The following is a 17351-nucleotide window of genomic DNA, read 5'->3' on the forward strand; positions in this document are numbered from 1 at the left end:
CCTTATAGTGGTGATACCATTTGAGAGATACAGAAAAAGGGTTTCCTCCGTGCGCTCCCGCGTTGTGGGCGGTGAAGGAATATGAGCATGCATTTCAGCGAGACCGGGTAAAGCAAATTTCCCACTACCATTAATTATTGTTTTATAACCTACTTCATTTTCTAAATCGGTTGTAATTTCCTTAATTTTTCCGGAGTCTATTATCATATGCCTGCCCGAAAGGAGTACCCCGGTCTTTACGTTAATTACGGTGACATTCTTAATTAGTATGGCTGTATCACTTCTTTTATCCAGAGCATTATTGCATGCAATAAAGGATAGAATAGCAGTTATAATTAGTAACTTTTTCATGACTTTATGTTTCAATTAATTTATCTTAACTCAAAAGTGAAAGCAACTCTATGGGGTTATACTGGCTTCTACTTTAATCCAATCTCAACTTTTTGAATCTTTGAAATATTTTCCGGTAGATTTTCGGCTAATAGTACAAGATTGGCAATTTTCGCTTTTAGAAAGGTAAAAATAATTACGCAATAAGTATTTATTCTAGGTGCCCAAATCGGAAAAATGCTAAGAATAGAAAAGCTGATATAAAATAGTTGGTATTTGATCTGTTTCCGTAGGCTTAAATCTGTTTCGAGATAGACCCACAATTAGCGAGATTTAATATTCTTGGCGCAGAGTTCAATGATTTGTTTAATTCGTTTTGACCTGGTTACATCTTTTTTTGCCTGATTAAGCCAATACAAGTAGCTCTTCTGATGGGTCCGGCTAAACTTTTGATAATTTTCGAAAGCCACTTCGTTTTGGTCAAAGGCAATTTGGAGATCTTTTGGAATGATGCCATTTTCCACATTATCAAGCGCGTACCACGATCCGTTTTCCTTCGCAATTTCAATTTTTTGCAATCCGCTTTCGTGCATTAAACCCTGTTCAATCAGTTCGCCAATGTATGTTTTATTTAGTTTACTCCAGGCACTTTTAGGATTTCGGGGGCAGAAATATTGCTTTCTTTTACCATTTCCAAGACTTTTAACTTTACCGTCTATCCAACCATAGCTAAGGGCAACTTTAACAGCATCCTCCCAGCGCATTCCGGGCATACCCAATTCTACCTTATAGAAAATCAGATAGACTGCAGGATAGGTGCTATGGTTTTTAGATAACCACTTGCGCCACTCGTCATTATTTCTAAAATACAATTCCGGTATATCTGTTTCCATTGTTATGATTATACTATTTTACCAATATCTCCTAAGTACTTTTTGGATTTAATCGACCACAATAGTTATCTTAGGAGCCTTACTATTTTATTTCTAACAATACACTTAAAAAATAATGAAATATATTTTTAGTTGGGCAATAGTTTTCTGTTGTCTTTTGAATATTGGATGCGATTCCAAAAAAAGAGATGGAAATCCGAAAGTATTGGTTTTCTCGAAAACTATGGGTTTTAAGCATGCCTCTATTTCGGTGTCGAGAATAATTTTGAAGTGGACACCACTAAAAATGCTGCCATTTTTGAAGAAGATTCTTTAAAACAATACTCAGCTATTATTTTTATGAGTACAACCGGGAATATTTTGGATCACAAGCAAGAAGCTGGTTTTGAACGTTATATTCAGGCTGGCGGAGGTTTTGTTGGGGTTCATGCGGCTACGGATACAGAATATGACTGGAATTGGTACGGGAAATTAGTAGGCGCCTATTTTCATAGCCATCCATCAGGCACACCCGAAGCGGATTTTATTATCAAGGATAAGGCCTTTCCGGCTACCAGCTTTATGACAGATAGTATCTGGCACAGGACAGACGAAATGTACAATTTCAAGAAAATTAACCCCGATATTAATGTTCTGATGACGATTGATGAAACCACCTATGATGGTGGCATTAACGGTGACTTCCATCCTATGAGTTGGTATCATGAATACGACGGAGGAAGGGCATTTTATACCGCATTGGGACATACCTCGGAGTCGTTTACAGAAGAGCTCTATTTGAAACATTTATTGGGAGGAATTCAATACGCAATAGGAGACAATTTAAAATTGGATTTTTCTAAGTCAAGCTCTTTAATTCCACCCGATTTAGATAGGTTTTCCAAAGTTTCTCTCGTTGGCGGAGCGGAGTTTATGGAACCTACTGAAATGACAATTTTACCAAATAATGATGTGCTAATTGGCCAGCGTAGGGGAGAGATAATGTATTACAACGCGGACACCAAAGAACTAAATCAGGTCGGATATCTGGATGTATACCATAAATCTCTAAGGAACCCCGATGTCAATGCTGAAGAAGGACTTATGGGATTACAAAAAGACCCTAATTTTGAGCAAAATAACTGGATTTACATTTATTATGCTCCCACAGGAGATGAGTCTGTAAACAGATTGTCCAGATTTCAGTTTAAAGATGGGATTTTTAAAAGAGATTCTGAGCAAATTATCCTGGATGTGGCGAGTGACCGTGAGATATGTTGCCATACAGGCGGATCAATCGCATTTGGTCCCAAAGGGCTTTTACACTTGTCTACAGGTGATAATTCCACTCCTTTTAATGAAAAAGGTGCTAAGTATGTAAATAGTGGTTTTGCTCCCCTAAACGATCTCCCCGGAAAACAACCGTACGATGCAAGAAGATCTTCCGGGAATACAAATGATCTTAGAGGCAAAATTTTACGAATTAAAGTAAATGAAGACGGTTCTTATGATATACCAGAGGGGAATCTATTTCCGGTTGGAACAGCAAAAACAAGACCAGAGATTTATACTATGGGTCATCGAAATCCTTACAGAATATCCGTCGATCCGAAAAATGGATATGTTTATTGGGGTGATGTAGGACCAGATGCGAGGGAGGATAGTCTTCAGACCAGAGGACCAAGAGGTTATGATGAAATGAACCAGGCAAGGGAAGCCGGTAATTTTGGTTGGCCACTTTTTATCGCTGATAATAAGTCCTATTTCTCATACAACTATGAAACCGGGCTGAGCGGAGAGCTATTTGATCCCGAAAAACCATTGAATAATTCAAAAAACAACACGGGTCTGAATGAACTCCCAAAGGCTATGCCGGCATATGTATATTATCCTTACGTCTCGTCTTCGGACTTTCCTCAGGTAGGCACCGGAGGTAGAAATGCCATGGCCGGTCCGGTATATTACACTGATCTTTATGATGGTCCCAATACATTGCCCGAATATTATCATGGAAAATTATTGGTCTATGATTGGATGCGTGGTTGGATGAAAGCGGTTAGTTTTTTTGAAGATGGAACTTTTAACAAAATGGAACCTTTTGCTTCTGGAATCGAGGTTAATAGTTTAATTGATATGGAAGTAGGGGCAGATGGCAGGGTTTACCTTTTGGAATACGGTAGTGGCTGGTATTCCAGAAACGATGATTCCGGGTTGAGTTATATTGAATATAATGGCGGAAACAGACCTCCCGTTATAGATCATTTAATCGTGGACAAAACTTCTGGTAGTTTGCCACTAAGTATAAAGGCTGAGGTAACAGCAATTGACCGCGAGAAGGATGATATTCAGTATATATGGGACCTGGGAGATGGCACTACAATGGAAACAGCAGAGGCATCTATTGATTATATTTATGATAAGGAAGGAGAATACAGAATTTCTGTTGAAGTAAAGGATGATAAAAATGCCGTTGCCACAAGTGATGTTGTTACTGTTGTAGCCGGTAATTCAAGGCCATTGGTAACTATAGATCTAAGTGGTGGGAATTCCTCATTCTTCATGCCCGGAGTGCCAGTGAATTATAGCGTTTCCGTTACTGATCCGGATAATGATGAGCAAATTGACGATAAAAATGTATTTGTTTCGGTAGATTATATGGAAGGAATGGACCAGGTAAATCTTTCAATGGGCCACCAGGAAGTTTCTGCTTCGGTCACTGGTAAAGCCCTAGCCATGTCAATGGATTGTAAGACTTGTCATAAGGAAAATGAATCATCTATCGGACCGACCTATTTAGAGATTGCTGAAAAATACCAGGACGATAAAAATGCAATTAGTTACTTACAAAAGAAAATAAAATCCGGAGGTAATGGTGTTTGGGGTGAAGTGACTATGCCTGCTCATCCAAATATTACAAATGTGGAGTCCAGGCAAATTGCAATGTACATCAGATCCTTGAAGGAAACGAGTGCTGAAAAGAAATCACTTCCTGCCAAGGGTACGATAATACCAGAACCTAAAAAAGATGCCAACATTTTTGTACTTACAGCCAGTTATACTGATGCCGGAAAAGGAGGAGCCAAGCCCCTTACGGGTATGCAAAAGGTTTTCCTAAGGAGTAGTACGGTTTTATTTTCAGATAAAACAAAAAATGATGGATTTACACCTATTTCATTTGGTGGAATGGATTTACTTTTAATGCCCTCAAAAGCGGGTTGGTTTATGCTGGAAAATATTGATTTATCCGGGGTAAAAGCTGCCTACATTACAACTGGGTGGCAGGAACCACCTCTAGCCGGAATTGACTTTGAGATGCGCTTAAATGCCCCTGATGGAAAATTGGTAGGTAAGGGCAGTATGCCTAAACCAGTCAAAGGGCAACCAGGCGGTATGATAGCTATTAAGCTTTTTGAGGATTTGAGTGTCAAAGCTGATGAATTGTATTTCGTACATAGTCCTAAAGAAGGGGAAGAAAGAGGTCCGGGAGTAGTTGCAGCAATGAATGTGCGATTTGGCAGTAAATAAGAATCTGTGATTTTGGGAAACAACTCGGAGTTAAGGGTATACTTAAAACCAGTAACTCCGAATTTCTGAAAATTATTGATGGCTGCAATAGTTAGTCCGAGAGGTTTTTTACTTGAATATAAAAATTTTGATCAAAACGCACTTCTATTGGATCCTTTGTTTCAAAGGTCTCTGTTTTCCAGTCAACCCGGGGAAATAACCATCTTTCTGCATTGTTGACAAAGATACGCACCGGCATATCGAAATCTTTAACTACATTCTTGTATCTATACTTAAGGGTTCCTTTGTTAAGGCTATATTCTAAAACAGGAATTTGTGTAGTACGCAAATATTGGTTGAAAAAAGCAGTTAGATCTATTTCGGTTTTTTCGCTAAGGTAGTTTTCAATTTGTTCTGTAGTGACCGTTTGATGATAGAATTTTTCATTTAAGCCACGCAATATTTGCCGCCATTTCTCATCATCCTCCAAGAGTTGCCTAAGTGTATGCAGCATGTTCGCACCTTTGTAATACATATCACTGGATCCTTCATAATTAACGTCATATATCCCAATAATAGGTCGGTCGTTGCGTATTCTTCTTCTGGTCCCGATGACATATTCAGCTGAGGCTTGCGGACCATAATAATAATCCAGATAAAGGTTTTCGGAATACGCAGTAAAACTTTCATGAATCCACATATCAGCAATATCTTTATAGGTAATATTATTGGCAAACCATTCATGGCCGGATTCATGAATTATTATGAAATCAAATTTTAAACCCCAGCCACTACCAGATAGGTCAGTACCCAAATACCCGTTTTGATACTTATTTCCATAAGTTACTGAACTCTGATGTTCCATTCCCAAATAGGGTACTTCCACTAACTTAAATCCATCCTCATAGAACGGATAAGGACCAAACCAGTGTTCAAATGCTTCCATCATCATTTTGGCCTGTTTAAACTGATTTTTAGCTTTCTCTAGATTCCCCCTTAGGACATAATAATCCATTTTAAGCGGACCTTTCTCGCCCTGATAAGTTTCACCGAAAGAGACATAATCTCCAATATTTACATTTACCCCATAATTATTAATAGGATTCGCCACGAACCAATGAAAAGTTTTGGAACTTCCATGTTCTTCTATAGTTCTTAATTGACCATTGGAGATATTCATTAAGTTCTTGGGCACTGTAACACTTATGGCCATGCTATCCACTTCATCATACATATGGTCCTTATTAGGCCACCAAACGCTGGCTCCTAATCCCTGGCAGGAAGTAGCAATAAAAGGGTTGCCATTTTGGTCTTTTTGCCAGGAAAAACCGCCGTCCCAGGGTGGATTTATTGCTTCCTTCGGATATCCCGAATAGGTAATGATTAATTCATTGTATTCCCCTTTTTTTTGGGGTTTTAAAAGCGTAACCCGATGTGCACTGCCAATAGATTTAAAAATAAGGTCGTCCCCATCCTGAGTTATTTTTGTTATCTCCAGCGGTGCTTGCAAGTCAATTTGAAGTACCTGATTTTCATTTAATACCCTGTATCTTATCGTATTACTTCCTGAAATATATTTCTCATCCGGATTTACTTCAATTTGGAGATCGTAATAATTCAGATCCCACCATACTCTTTCCGGATTAATACTTCCCCTAAGACTGTCCTGTTCTGTGAAGACAGGGTGCTGCCCAAAAACAGGAATCACCATGCATAGGAATAAGGTGTTGAGAGAACGTCTAATCATACATTTCAAATTGTCCGTAATATTTATTTTCCGGGATATTTCTTTTTAGCACTTTTGATTTCGATTCTATTTGTCGCTGATTTTCTTTCTCTTAGATGTGAATAATAAAAAGTAATTTACGGAATAAAGAAGCGATCGCTGTTGACCTACAACAAGAACTCAAATATTATAAGTCATTTTCTAACAGAAAAGCATAATCACTAGCTCTAAGAATAGATACAAAATCATCTGTGTTTAAAAGTTCATATACAGCTTTTTCCTTATCCTCTGCATTATTGTAATACGATTTGGAAATCATATATCCTACAGCGTATCCCAGATCATGGGGCCTGTCATCAATGGATCCTCCATTATATAGCCACTGGGAATTGTCTTCAGTTAATAGATCATTTTGAAGGTCCATCATTATTTTTTCTTGATTAGCCTCATTACTAAGATACATAAGATTGGAATTCTTTAGTTGGACTCCTGAACACAATTCGACCAGAAAATCACAAACACCTTCTCCTATGACCTGCGCAAGGACTGTTTCGCCCAGTTCTGTATCCTGATAATTTTGCTGAAAATGCATTAATTCATGAATTGTGAGCCCTGGAAGATCTGAGACCTTCATTATTGATTCTTTTTGCCAATTGGTCAATCCTTTGGTAGGCATTGAATCTGATTTGCCATACATATCACCTCCAACAAACATTCCCATTTCAGTCGCTGTTCCACCAGAGTTCAAAATCCCCGGTACTACATAAACTTTAGGAAAGATTGCCTTGGGATAAATACTTTTGAACTTGCGCATCCATTGCGCGGTTTTGGTTTTGATTGTATTGATACTATCCGGGTTGAACTGATTTTTTAAGTAGCGGTAATAGTCAGGAGATGCGTTGATCATCTGCCCGTACATAGTGTTCAAATTAATATATCGTACTGCATAAAAGTCCCTTAATTCCCGTGGACCGGTAAAAATAAATTCTTTAAATATTTCTTTGGCATTAGCCGTATCTTTTAGAGCCCGTTCAAAAAAGTCCCAAAAATGATCCATAGAACTCATTTCCATACTATAATGTGAAACCTCCTTCTGCTGCAGTTCTATGGAGTCCAATCGTACTTGCAGGCCTCGCCATAAGGGTGTATCCCTGTTGTAATTTAAACCATGCAATTTGGAAATTATCTTAGAATTGGCCATTCCGTTATCTATTGCCTTATGCAATAAAGAAGCCACAGAATCTGACTTTCCTGCTTGTGCATATAGGGCGGCTGCCTCCACATATAATTCTGAAGAATTTAAATCCCTGTTGGCGTCAACAATTTTATTGGCAAAAGAAGTGTAGGCCTTTGTTCTGCTTACCCGCTCATAATCTGCATAGAGCACGTTAATATCGGGTAGATAAAGGTCTGCAATCGCCTCTTTTTCCTGCTTGCACGAATTAAAAGAAGCAATCAGGATCATAAGGATACTAAGGAATAGCAGTAGGTTTTTTCTATTCATAGGCTTTGTTATTCTCTAAAGATCCCAGTGGGAAATACTATAATGCTCTCATGACCATTCGCTCCTACGGCCGCAACACCAAAAAAAGAATTATCTATCACTATGCCTTTCAGGGTAAATGAATCTGTATCACCAACATAACGACTGTGGTCCCAAGTAGGCGATGTGGTATCGCGCCAGTAAATTTTGTACCCAACAGCTCCTTTGGACTTGTTCCATTTTAATTTAGCCGAGGCTTCTACAATACCACCTATTTCTACATTTTCAGGGGAAGGTGGTGCAGAGGCAATTGACGCTAAATTTATAGCATTTACTGCAGTTAGTTTCTTTGCGTACTCGAAATTGACATGTTCCAAGACATCACCATAAGCTATACCATTTTCCATTCTGATATCCTGATGTTGTTGTGTGTAATTTTCATGGGCTTCCATTATCCGAATACCTGCAAAACCGGCGTCATTAAATGGTCTGTGATGCCCGCCTCTACCAAAACGATCCAATCGGTAAATTAGTATGGGATTCATTTCCGGCATATATGTTTTCGTGGTCGTGTATATATATCGCGCCAATTGTCTGGAAATACCATCTACTTCTCCACCATAGAATCTTCTTGATTTGCGCTGCTGTTCAGTTTCCGTAGGAGGCACAGGTTCAGAAAAAATTCGAAAATCTCTATTGCTTATAACACCATCAACACCCTTAATATTGCCAATCATATCGTTATTCATAATCCCGATAATTTCCCATCCCTTTTCCTTGGCATAAGCGGCAAGACCTTTACCTCCAAATAATCCTTGTTCTTCCCCGGATAATCCTACGTAGATAATACTACTTTCAAAATTGTATTTGCTTAGTATTCGGGCAGCTTCAATAGTGCCTGCCATTCCACTGGCATTGTCATTGGCCCCGGGAGAGTCAGATGTAAAATCAGTGGGGTCACTAACCCTTGAATCTATATCCCCACTCATTATTATAAACCTATTCGGGTATTTACTGCCTCGCTGGATGGCAACTACATTCACAACCCAAACATCATGAACAATACGTTGGTTTTCGCCTTCTTTGACCAAATCTTTTTGGTAAAACACCTCCAGGCAGTTATTGCAGTCATCGCTAATTTTTTCAAATTCACTTTTTATCCAGCGTCTGGCTGCTCCAATTCCCCTTGTTGCTGAAGTCGTATCACTCAAAGTATGTCTGGTACCAAAGTTTGTGAGTGTTGTCACATCATTTCTTAAACGTTCCGATGAAACATTTTCAATGATTTCATATAAACGGGAATCACTTTGTGAAAAAGTAATTGCAGAAAAGACAAATAGTAGCAGCGTAGTATATTTTTTCATTACTTGTAAAATTTAAAAAGGATTAGTTTTCAATTAATTCGTCTAAAATACGACCGGGAACAAAACTTCTTCACAAAATCGCCAATTTAAAATTGTTAAATCGGAAATTCAACCGGACAAGATATTTTTGTTACTTAGGTATAATCATACAAGGAATAAAATAGAAACAAAATTTAGTATTAATACGAGGTGGCTTAATTTGCTCAATACAAAGCAAATTATAACTAAAAAAGACTGATCTTCTCTAAATAAATTTTTTCAAAATATTTCTGACCTTGGAAACGCTTTCAATATAATATTTGGCCTTTGTGTTTTGCATTCCCACTTTAACTGTCACTGCTTCATCGGGAAGCTCCTGAAACATAAATTCATCTGTCCAGTCATCCCCGATAGCAAAAATAAAATCATAATCCTCTTGTGGTAGCACTCTCATTGCCGCCCTGCCTTTATTTACATTGCTACTTTTTATTTCCATGACCTTATTACCATTTAATACACTTATATCATCATTCCCTATAAGACTGGTAAGTACAGTATTTAATTCAGCAGCTCTGTTGGCTCCAAAGTCGGGATCTGTATTTCTGTAATGCCAGGCAAGGGAATAATTTTTTTCTTCAATAAATGACCCGGGGGTCCTATCTACAAATGATTCCAATACCGGATATATTTTTTCCATCCAGTCCTTATTAACATTTTCGAGCATTCTGAATTCTCCGCCTTCTTCTGAAATCCATACGCCGTGTTCCACAATCATATTATACTTCTTTGGTAAAAACCAGCGACCAAACGTTTCTTTATCCCGTCCGCTGATCAAGTAAATATCGTTTCCTTCCTTTTCGTTTAATTGATCCAATAATTTATAAAGTGATTTATCCGGGCTTGCTTTTTGCGGATCAATTTTAAAACCTGTTAGTGTTCCATCATAGTCAATAAAAAAAACTCGTTTCCTGGCCTTGTTGTAATTTTTAAGGACTGCGGACATCAGGTTGTCAGTAAGGCGTTTTGAAACATTAGCGGCATCACGGTTTTTTTGCTTCCTCAGGGAATCCATAAAGTCATTGGCCCATTTCTCAACATCATAGCGTTTAAGGCGCCTTTGCAGAATTGTATTCCTTCTTTGCTGTTCTAACTCAGGCATATTTATTGCCTTATAAAGCGTGTCTGCAATCTGTTCAAAATTATTTGGGTTAATGAGCAATGCTTCATTCATTTCATTAGCAGAACCGGCCATTTCACTTAAAATTAGAACCCCGGTTTTATCCGTTCTTGTGGCAATGTATTCTTTAGCAACAAGGTTCATTCCATCCCGGATAGGCGTCAACCATGCAATATCACTGGAAGTGTATAAATCAATTAGATTATCAAACGGCAGGGACCTGTAAAAATACCAGATGGGAGTCCAGCTAACCGTTGCCAATTCTCCATTAATTCGTCCGACAAGCTCATCAATCTCCTTTTTTAAAAGTTGATATTGAGGGACATTAGATCTTGAGGGAACCGCCAAAATTATTAGTCGGATCTTTTCTTTGTATTGAGGAAATTTATCAAGAAAATACTTAAATGCATGGAGGCGTTTAGCGATACCTTTACTGTAATCCAAACGATCAATAGATACTACTAATTTGGCATCCGGACTTGATTTTTTATGAAGATCAAGCCTGCGCTGTAAATCGGATTGCTGTGCTTCACTAAATTCCTTCTGTTTTTTGGCCGCATCACTAAATTTTTTATAGTCTATTCCCATGGGAAAGGAATCAACCTTTACAATTCTATCATCAACATAGATATCATCAAAACTAACTTCATTTCCCAGCAACCTTCTTACTGAACTTAAAAAATGACGTTCATAATCATAGGTGTGAAAACCGATTAAATCTGAACCTAATAGTCCTTCAAGAATTTCTTCTCGCCAGGGTAAGGTCCGGAAAATTTCATAGGAAGGAAAAGGAATATGGAGGAAAAATCCAATGGATAATTTGGGTCGCTTTTCTCTAACCATTTTAGGTACCAGCATCAACTGGTAGTCATGAATCCAAATTGTATCTTCTTCACTTGCCTTTTCGATGATTGCATCTGCAAATTTTCGATTAACAGATTTATAAGTCAACCAGTGATCTAATTTAAATTCAGCATACTGCAAAAAATAATGAAATAATGGCCAGATCGCACGATTGCTGAACCCAAAATAAAAACCATTTACCTCTTCTTCACTGAGATTTACTTTGGAAGAACCATGTTTGGCGAGCGCTTTATCTATTTTTAGGATTAGTTCTTTAGGAATTTCTTCATCGGTAAGGCCACTCCAGCCAATCCAAAGACTATCGCCGCCCGTATGAACGGATTTCATACCCGTGGCCAGGCCTCCCACACTTGGAATTGCATTGATGCTTCCATTGCTAATTTGTAATTGAACAGGCAGTCTATTTGAGATTATGATAGTTTTGCTCATGTATTGTATAAAATTAAGGGGTATTGATTTTTATTTTTCTAAATTTCGGCAAATTGCAGTGTAATAACAATTAAAAAGAAACTTTTAGCAGATAATTTAATTATGGACAATTTAGATTATGGCATTATCGGAAATTGCAGGAGTGCAGCATTAATTTCTAAAACCGGTTCCATAGAATGGTGCTGTTTGCCTGAATTTGACTCCTCTTCAGTTTTTGCTAAGCTACTGGATGAGAAAATTGGGGGCAGTTTTGCAATTCATGTTTCTGAAGAGTACAAAATAACCCAGCGATACAAAAAAAACACAGCTATTTTGATTACGAAATATTCTGATGGCGATAATGCTTTCGAGCTTCATGATTTCATGCCCAGGTATTATGCAGAGAATGGAAAATATCATGCACCTCCGGAATTAGCGAGGCATGTAAGACATGTTAAAGGTAGACCAAGGTTTAGAGTAAATTATGATCCAAAATTGGAGTATGCCATAGGAGAGACCAGGTCTTATGTGAAAAAAAATTTTGTTGTTAGCCTTACGGACAATAAAAAATTTGACACTGTTTTTTTATATACTTCTTTCAATAAAAATGCAGTCATAGAAGGAAGGGAGCTGGAGGTTAAAAAAAATGGGTACTTTTTACTGACTTATAATGAGAAGATACTACAGCCCGATTCGAGGAAGATTTATTTGGACCTGGAAAATACAAAAGTATATTGGTTGAACTGGGCCAACAGAACACCAACTTATAATCAATATAATAGAGAAATTACCAGAAGTGCCATAACACTTAAGCTTTTGAGTTATGACAAAAGCGGGGCAGTGCTGGCAGCTGCCACCACCTCCCTTCCCGAAACTATAGGAGAGGTTAGAAATTGGGATTATCGTTTTTGCTGGATAAGAGATGCTTCAATGGTTATTAAAGTAATGGCTTACTTAGGGCATGAAAACGTAGCCAAGAGATATCTTCAGTTTATTATCGATCTAATTCCGGATAAAGACGAGAAACTTCAGATAATGTATGGTATTAATAAGGAAAAAAATCTCACCGAAGAGACACTAGATCATTTGAGTGGATATAAAGGTTCCAAACCGGTTCGGATAGGCAATGCTGCTTATGAGCAAAAGCAAAATGATATATATGGCATTCTTATGGATGTAATTCATGCCCAACTGGTCAAATTCACTACCAATATTGAGAATGGAGAAGAATTATGGGGTATAACCAAAGGCATTGTCTGGATAGTTTCTAGACATTGGAAAGAGGCTGATAAAGGGATTTGGGAATTGAGGACGGAGGAAAGGCATTTTACTTTTTCTAAAGTGCTGTGTTGGGTAGCAATAGATCGGGCAATAAAAGTTGCCAGGATATTAAAAAAAATGCGAAAAGTTGAAAAATGGCAAAGTTTGGAACAGGAAATAAAAAATGATATTCTTTCAAATTCCTGGAACAGCGAGGTTAATGCATTTACACAGTCCTATGGTTCTACTCACCTGGATGCTTCCGTTTTATTGATGGAGTCTTATGGATTTATTCATTCTAAGGACCCTAAATTTGTGAGTACTGTACTGGCAATAGAAAAAGAGTTAAGCAATGATGGATTGCTATACAGATATAAGAATGAAGACGATTTTGGATTGCCTTCATCCTCATTTACTATTTGTACGTTCTGGTTTATTAACAGCTTGTTCAAGATAGGAGAGGAAAAAAAAGCGCAAAAGCTCTTTGATAAAATATTAAGCTACAGCAATCATTTGGGGCTTTTTAGTGAGGATATAGATTTCAAAACAAAAAGATTGCTAGGGAATTTCCCTCAGGCATACTCACATTTGGCTTTGATAGAATGTGCAATTAATTTTGCAAACAAGGCCGGTGAAGAAAAAGTCTTAGAGTCAATGCGCTAATTTTTTGCATATAATTGATTACACAAGATTTAAGCATTTATTAATGGGATTGCTTTTCTTTTAATATTATCCAGTAATTCCTTAAAGTGTTCTTCATTCGTGAATGGATTCATTATTGTGACCCGCAGATAAATAATTTCTTTAATTTTTGATTGAACAATGTAAAATTCTCCTTCTTCCAGAAGTTGTTGTCTAATTGTTGCATTGATTTTATTGAGGCTGAAAAGATCTATGTCTTTGTTTATAAATCTGAAACAAATAATATTAGACATCGGTTTTACGGCAACTTCAAATGATGGATCACTTTCAAGGATAAGACCGAACTTTTGTCCCAGATCATATAGCGTTGTAACGAATTCATCAAAAATACTTTTACCATAGATTTTTAGTAAGGTATACCAATGCAGGCTCATCATATATTTGGTACATTCAAAAGTACGTTTTGCAAGATTATACCAATCTTCATCTTCAGATTCCTGCAGTAAATAATCTGCTTTTTGTCTAAAGGTATTGTAGGAATCTTTACCTTTTTTAAATAACAGGGCTGTGGTAATAGAGGGCATCATCATCATTTTATGACCGTCGATAACCATAGAATCTGCTTTGTTCATCCCCTTTAGTAATGACCGATACTTTCCTGAAAATATTGCCCCGCCACCATGTGCAGCGTCAATATGGAACCAAATTCCCTTCGCCAGAGCGAAATCTCCAATGGCATCCAGATTGTCATAAATACCGGTAGCCGTTGAAGGAGCACTTCCTACAATAGCTATTATTTGATACCCTTTTTCAGTAGTCTTTTTGAAAGCATCTTCCATCAAGGCCGTATTTATTTCAAAATTTTCGGTCACTGGAATTTTAACAATCCCATCTGTCCCAAACCCCATAATCCTGGCAGCTCGGTCTATACAGTAATGTGCTTCTTCAGAGACCATTATTGCCATCTTATGAGCAGTACCATTTTCCCAGACATCATTCAGGCCAATTCTCTTGCGAGCACTCAGAAGTGCAGTGAGATTAGCTAATGTTCCACCTGAAGTTAAAAATCCACCAGAATTATGGCTATAGCCCACTACTTTACAAAGTTGCTCAATAACAACACGCTCCATGGCTGTTGGAGCCATCCCCATTTCATAAATGCCCATACCATTATTAAGTATTCCATTTAATAAGCTAGTCAGTGCTGTTACCGGTGCTACCGGACTTATCTGATGTCCCATATATCCGGGATGGTGTAAATGGATACTTCGGTTAATTATTGCTTTATTGAGCTCTGAGGCTTCGCCTACCTGAAGATAGTTGTTCCAGAATTCATATTCCTCTGTAGGTTGTGCATAATTAATGACCTTTGATGAAGTTCCCTTCATCGCAGTATCCAAATGATCGGCAATAAGGTCAATCAATTCATGACCGGAATTTCTGAAATCTTCGGGGGAGTAAGCAGCTTTAATTAGTTGTTTGTTCATCCGATAAAAGTAGATAGTTCCCTTTTGGGAAACAAGTTCCACTATTTTTGATAAATGTTTCTAATATGGAGTTACGTAATTGAAACTTCTTTCTTCAAGTAGACGAAATCATTAATGTTTCGCTAAATTTGCATGGTTAATTAAAAGGTAAAAATCATGACATTTAAACAAGTATTTGGCAGCTTTCTTTTGGTCTCATTGCTTTGGTCCTGCAAAGAAAAACCGGTACCCGAGGAAACTTTGACCCTTACTGATGACAAGTTTGAATACCTGGTCGACCAATTTGCAGATTTGAAAGTTCTGCGCTACCAGATTCCGGGTTTTGAGGAACTCACTTTAAAGGAGAAAAAATTAGTCTATTATTTGACACAGGCAGGTTTAGCGGGTCGCGATATAATCTGGGACCAGAATTACAGGCATAATCTGGAAATCAGGGCTGCACTAGAGAATATTTACAGGACATATTCAGGTGATAAATCTACAAAAGATTGGGCTGCATTTGAGGTTTATTTAAAGCGTTTTTGGTTCTCAAACGGAATTCACCATCATTATTCCAATGATAAGCTTCGTCCTGGTTTTTCAAAGGAATATTTAAATTATTTGCTCGCTGAAACAGATACTGAACTTAAAGGAAAAGCTTTTGATGTTATTTTTAATGACAAGGATACTAAAAAGGTAAATAAGAAGAAGGGGGTGGATAATATAGCTTCATCTGCTGTGAATTTTTATGGATCGGATATTACGGATGCTGATGTGGATAATTTTTATAAAACGGCGTATAAGGGTCCTGAAGGACGCCCGGTTGAGGCAGGTTTAAACTCCAGTCTGGTAAAGGAAAATGGCCAATTAGTAGAAAAGGTCTGGAAATCTGGTGGCATGTATGGCTCGGCCATAGATGAAATCATTAAATGGCTGGAAAAAGCTAAAAGCGTTGCTGAAAATGATCAACAAGCTAATGCTCTGGGATTACTCATAGAATATTATAAAACCGGAAGTCTGGATACCTGGGATGCCTATTGTATTGAGTGGGCAACTTCTACCCAGGGCAATATTGATTGGATAAATGGTTTTATAGAAGTTTATAATGATCCCAAAGGTTATAGGGGTTCCTATGAAAGTATTATTGAGATCAATGATTTCGATATGTCCCGTAAAATGGCGGTGCTCTCTGAAAATGCCCAATGGTTTGAGGATAACTCTACCCTGATGGAAGAGCATAAAAAAGATAATGTGGTTGGCGTATCCTATAAAACGGTAAATGTTGCCGGTGAGGCCGGGGATGCCTCTCCAAGTACGCCTATCGGTGTTAATCTACCTAATAATAACTGGATTCGACAACAGCATGGAAGCAAGTCGGTATCCCTGGGAAATATCATAGATGCATACAATAATGCAGGTGGAAGTGGCAGATTGAAAGAGTTTGCGCATGACGAAGAGGAAATCAGGCTTGAAGAGAAATATGGTAAGCAGGCAGATAAGTTACATACTGCCTTACATGAAGTAGTGGGTCATGCTTCAGGACAAATAAACCCGGGGGTTGGTCAGCCAAAGGAAACTTTGAAAAATTATAGTTCTACTATGGAAGAGGGTAGGGCAGACCTCATAGGGCTGTATTTTAGTATGGACCCAAAACTTCAGGAGCTGGGACTTGTTGATAATTGGGAAGAACTGGGTAAAGCCGCATATGACGGATATATAAGAAACGGTCTGATGTCTCAGTTAGTCAGAATAGAATTAGGAGACGATATAGAAGAAGATCATATGGTGAACAGACAATGGGTATCTGCCTGGGCGTTTGAAAAGGGTAAGCCCAACAACGTAATAGAAAAAGTAACCAGAGATGGCAAAACGTATTTTAATATCAATGACTATGACGCCTTGCGTGAATTATTCGGACAATTGTTACGAGAAACGCAACGGATAAAGTCTGAAGGCGATTTCAAGGCGGCCCAGGAGTTGGTAGAAGGTTATGGAGTAAAGGTTGATCAGGCATTACATGCCGAAGTTTTGGATAGAAATTCACAGTTCAAATCTGCGCCGTACAGTGGTTTCGTAAACCCTGTATTGGTTCCAACTGAAAATGAAGAAGGTGAGATTATAGCTGTTGATATAGTTCAACCCACAAGTTTTGAAGAACAGATGTTGAGTTACTCCGAATCCTTTAATTTTCTAAATTCCAAAAATTAGAAATTAAGGATAACCTAAGTCAAATAAAAAGAAAAACCGCTCAATTGAGCGGTTTTTAATTATGATCT

9 protein-coding genes and 1 pseudogene are annotated in these 17351 nt (G+C 37.9%); 3 read left to right on the plus strand and 7 right to left on the minus strand.

Annotated features, from left to right (window positions below):
• Nucleotides 1-351, minus strand: a pseudogene (locus Q0X77_RS01200) (amidohydrolase); the annotation flags it as partial.
• 302 nt (nt 352-653) lie between these two features.
• Entirely contained in the window at nt 654-1223 is a 570-nt protein-coding gene (locus Q0X77_RS01205; protein WP_297792038.1) for a YdeI family protein, read from the minus strand.
• A gap of 270 nt (nt 1224-1493) precedes the next feature.
• On the opposite strand from Q0X77_RS01205, the gene Q0X77_RS01210 reads away from it, so the two are divergent.
• Nucleotides 1494-4727, plus strand: coding sequence for a ThuA domain-containing protein (locus Q0X77_RS01210; RefSeq protein WP_297792040.1), 3234 nt, complete (start codon nt 1494-1496; stop codon nt 4725-4727).
• 91 nt (nt 4728-4818) lie between these two features.
• Here the strand turns inward: Q0X77_RS01210 and Q0X77_RS01215 are convergent, their stop codons facing one another.
• The 4 genes from Q0X77_RS01215 to Q0X77_RS01230 all read right to left on the minus strand — a co-directional run bounded on the left by Q0X77_RS01215 (nt 4819) and on the right by Q0X77_RS01230 (nt 11728).
• The gene (locus Q0X77_RS01215; protein WP_297792204.1) at nt 4819-6417 is read right to left on the minus strand and encodes a M1 family metallopeptidase; all 1599 of its coding nucleotides are present in this window, start codon (nt 6415-6417) and stop codon (nt 4819-4821) included.
• A 202-nt stretch (nt 6418-6619) separates the two neighbouring features.
• The gene (locus tag Q0X77_RS01220) at nt 6620-7936 is read right to left on the minus strand and encodes a DUF2268 domain-containing putative Zn-dependent protease (protein WP_297792042.1); all 1317 of its coding nucleotides are present in this window, start codon (nt 7934-7936) and stop codon (nt 6620-6622) included.
• An 8-nt stretch (nt 7937-7944) separates the two neighbouring features.
• Nucleotides 7945-9279 carry a M28 family metallopeptidase gene (locus tag Q0X77_RS01225; protein ID WP_297792044.1) on the minus strand — a complete coding sequence of 445 codons (1335 nt, stop codon included), beginning with the start codon at nt 9277-9279 and terminating at the stop codon, nt 7945-7947.
• A 244-nt stretch (nt 9280-9523) separates the two neighbouring features.
• On the minus strand, nt 9524-11728 hold the full coding sequence (locus tag Q0X77_RS01230) for a bifunctional alpha,alpha-trehalose-phosphate synthase (UDP-forming)/trehalose-phosphatase (RefSeq protein WP_297792046.1): 2205 nt from the start codon (nt 11726-11728) through the stop codon (nt 9524-9526).
• Nucleotides 11729-11830: 102 nt separating this feature from the next.
• Between Q0X77_RS01230 and Q0X77_RS01235 the strand changes: the two genes are divergently transcribed.
• Nucleotides 11831-13630, plus strand: coding sequence for a glycoside hydrolase family 15 protein (locus Q0X77_RS01235; protein WP_297792049.1), 1800 nt, complete (start codon nt 11831-11833; stop codon nt 13628-13630).
• A gap of 29 nt (nt 13631-13659) precedes the next feature.
• Here the strand turns inward: Q0X77_RS01235 and Q0X77_RS01240 are convergent, their stop codons facing one another.
• Complete coding sequence (locus tag Q0X77_RS01240; protein ID WP_297792051.1) at nt 13660-15096, minus strand: aminotransferase class V-fold PLP-dependent enzyme; 1437 nt, start codon at nt 15094-15096, stop codon at nt 13660-13662.
• Between the two features lie 156 nt (nt 15097-15252).
• Between Q0X77_RS01240 and Q0X77_RS01245 the strand changes: the two genes are divergently transcribed.
• Nucleotides 15253-17283: a dihydrofolate reductase gene (locus Q0X77_RS01245; RefSeq protein WP_297792053.1), complete on the plus strand. Its 2031-nt coding sequence runs from the start codon at nt 15253-15255 to the stop codon at nt 17281-17283.
• Nucleotides 17284-17351: the final 68 nt, after the last annotated feature.

Source organism: uncultured Eudoraea sp. (assembly GCF_947258925.1).
GTDB lineage: Bacteria > Bacteroidota > Bacteroidia > Flavobacteriales > Flavobacteriaceae > Eudoraea.

Coding starts and splice junctions, on each gene's coding strand:
- Q0X77_RS01230 (WP_297792046.1), bottom strand. CDS start 11,728: ATGAGCAAAACTATCATAATCTCAAATAGACTGCCTGTTCAATTACAA.
- Q0X77_RS01215 (WP_297792204.1), bottom strand. CDS start 6,417: ATGGTGATTCCTGTTTTTGGGCAGCACCCTGTCTTCACAGAACAGGAC.
- Q0X77_RS01220 (WP_297792042.1), bottom strand. CDS start 7,936: ATGAATAGAAAAAACCTACTGCTATTCCTTAGTATCCTTATGATCCTG.
- Q0X77_RS01225 (WP_297792044.1), bottom strand. CDS start 9,279: ATGAAAAAATATACTACGCTGCTACTATTTGTCTTTTCTGCAATTACT.
- Q0X77_RS01245 (WP_297792053.1), top strand. CDS start 15,253: ATGACATTTAAACAAGTATTTGGCAGCTTTCTTTTGGTCTCATTGCTT.
- Q0X77_RS01205 (WP_297792038.1), bottom strand. CDS start 1,223: ATGGAAACAGATATACCGGAATTGTATTTTAGAAATAATGACGAGTGG.
- Q0X77_RS01240 (WP_297792051.1), bottom strand. CDS start 15,096: ATGAACAAACAACTAATTAAAGCTGCTTACTCCCCCGAAGATTTCAGA.
- Q0X77_RS01235 (WP_297792049.1), top strand. CDS start 11,831: ATGGACAATTTAGATTATGGCATTATCGGAAATTGCAGGAGTGCAGCA.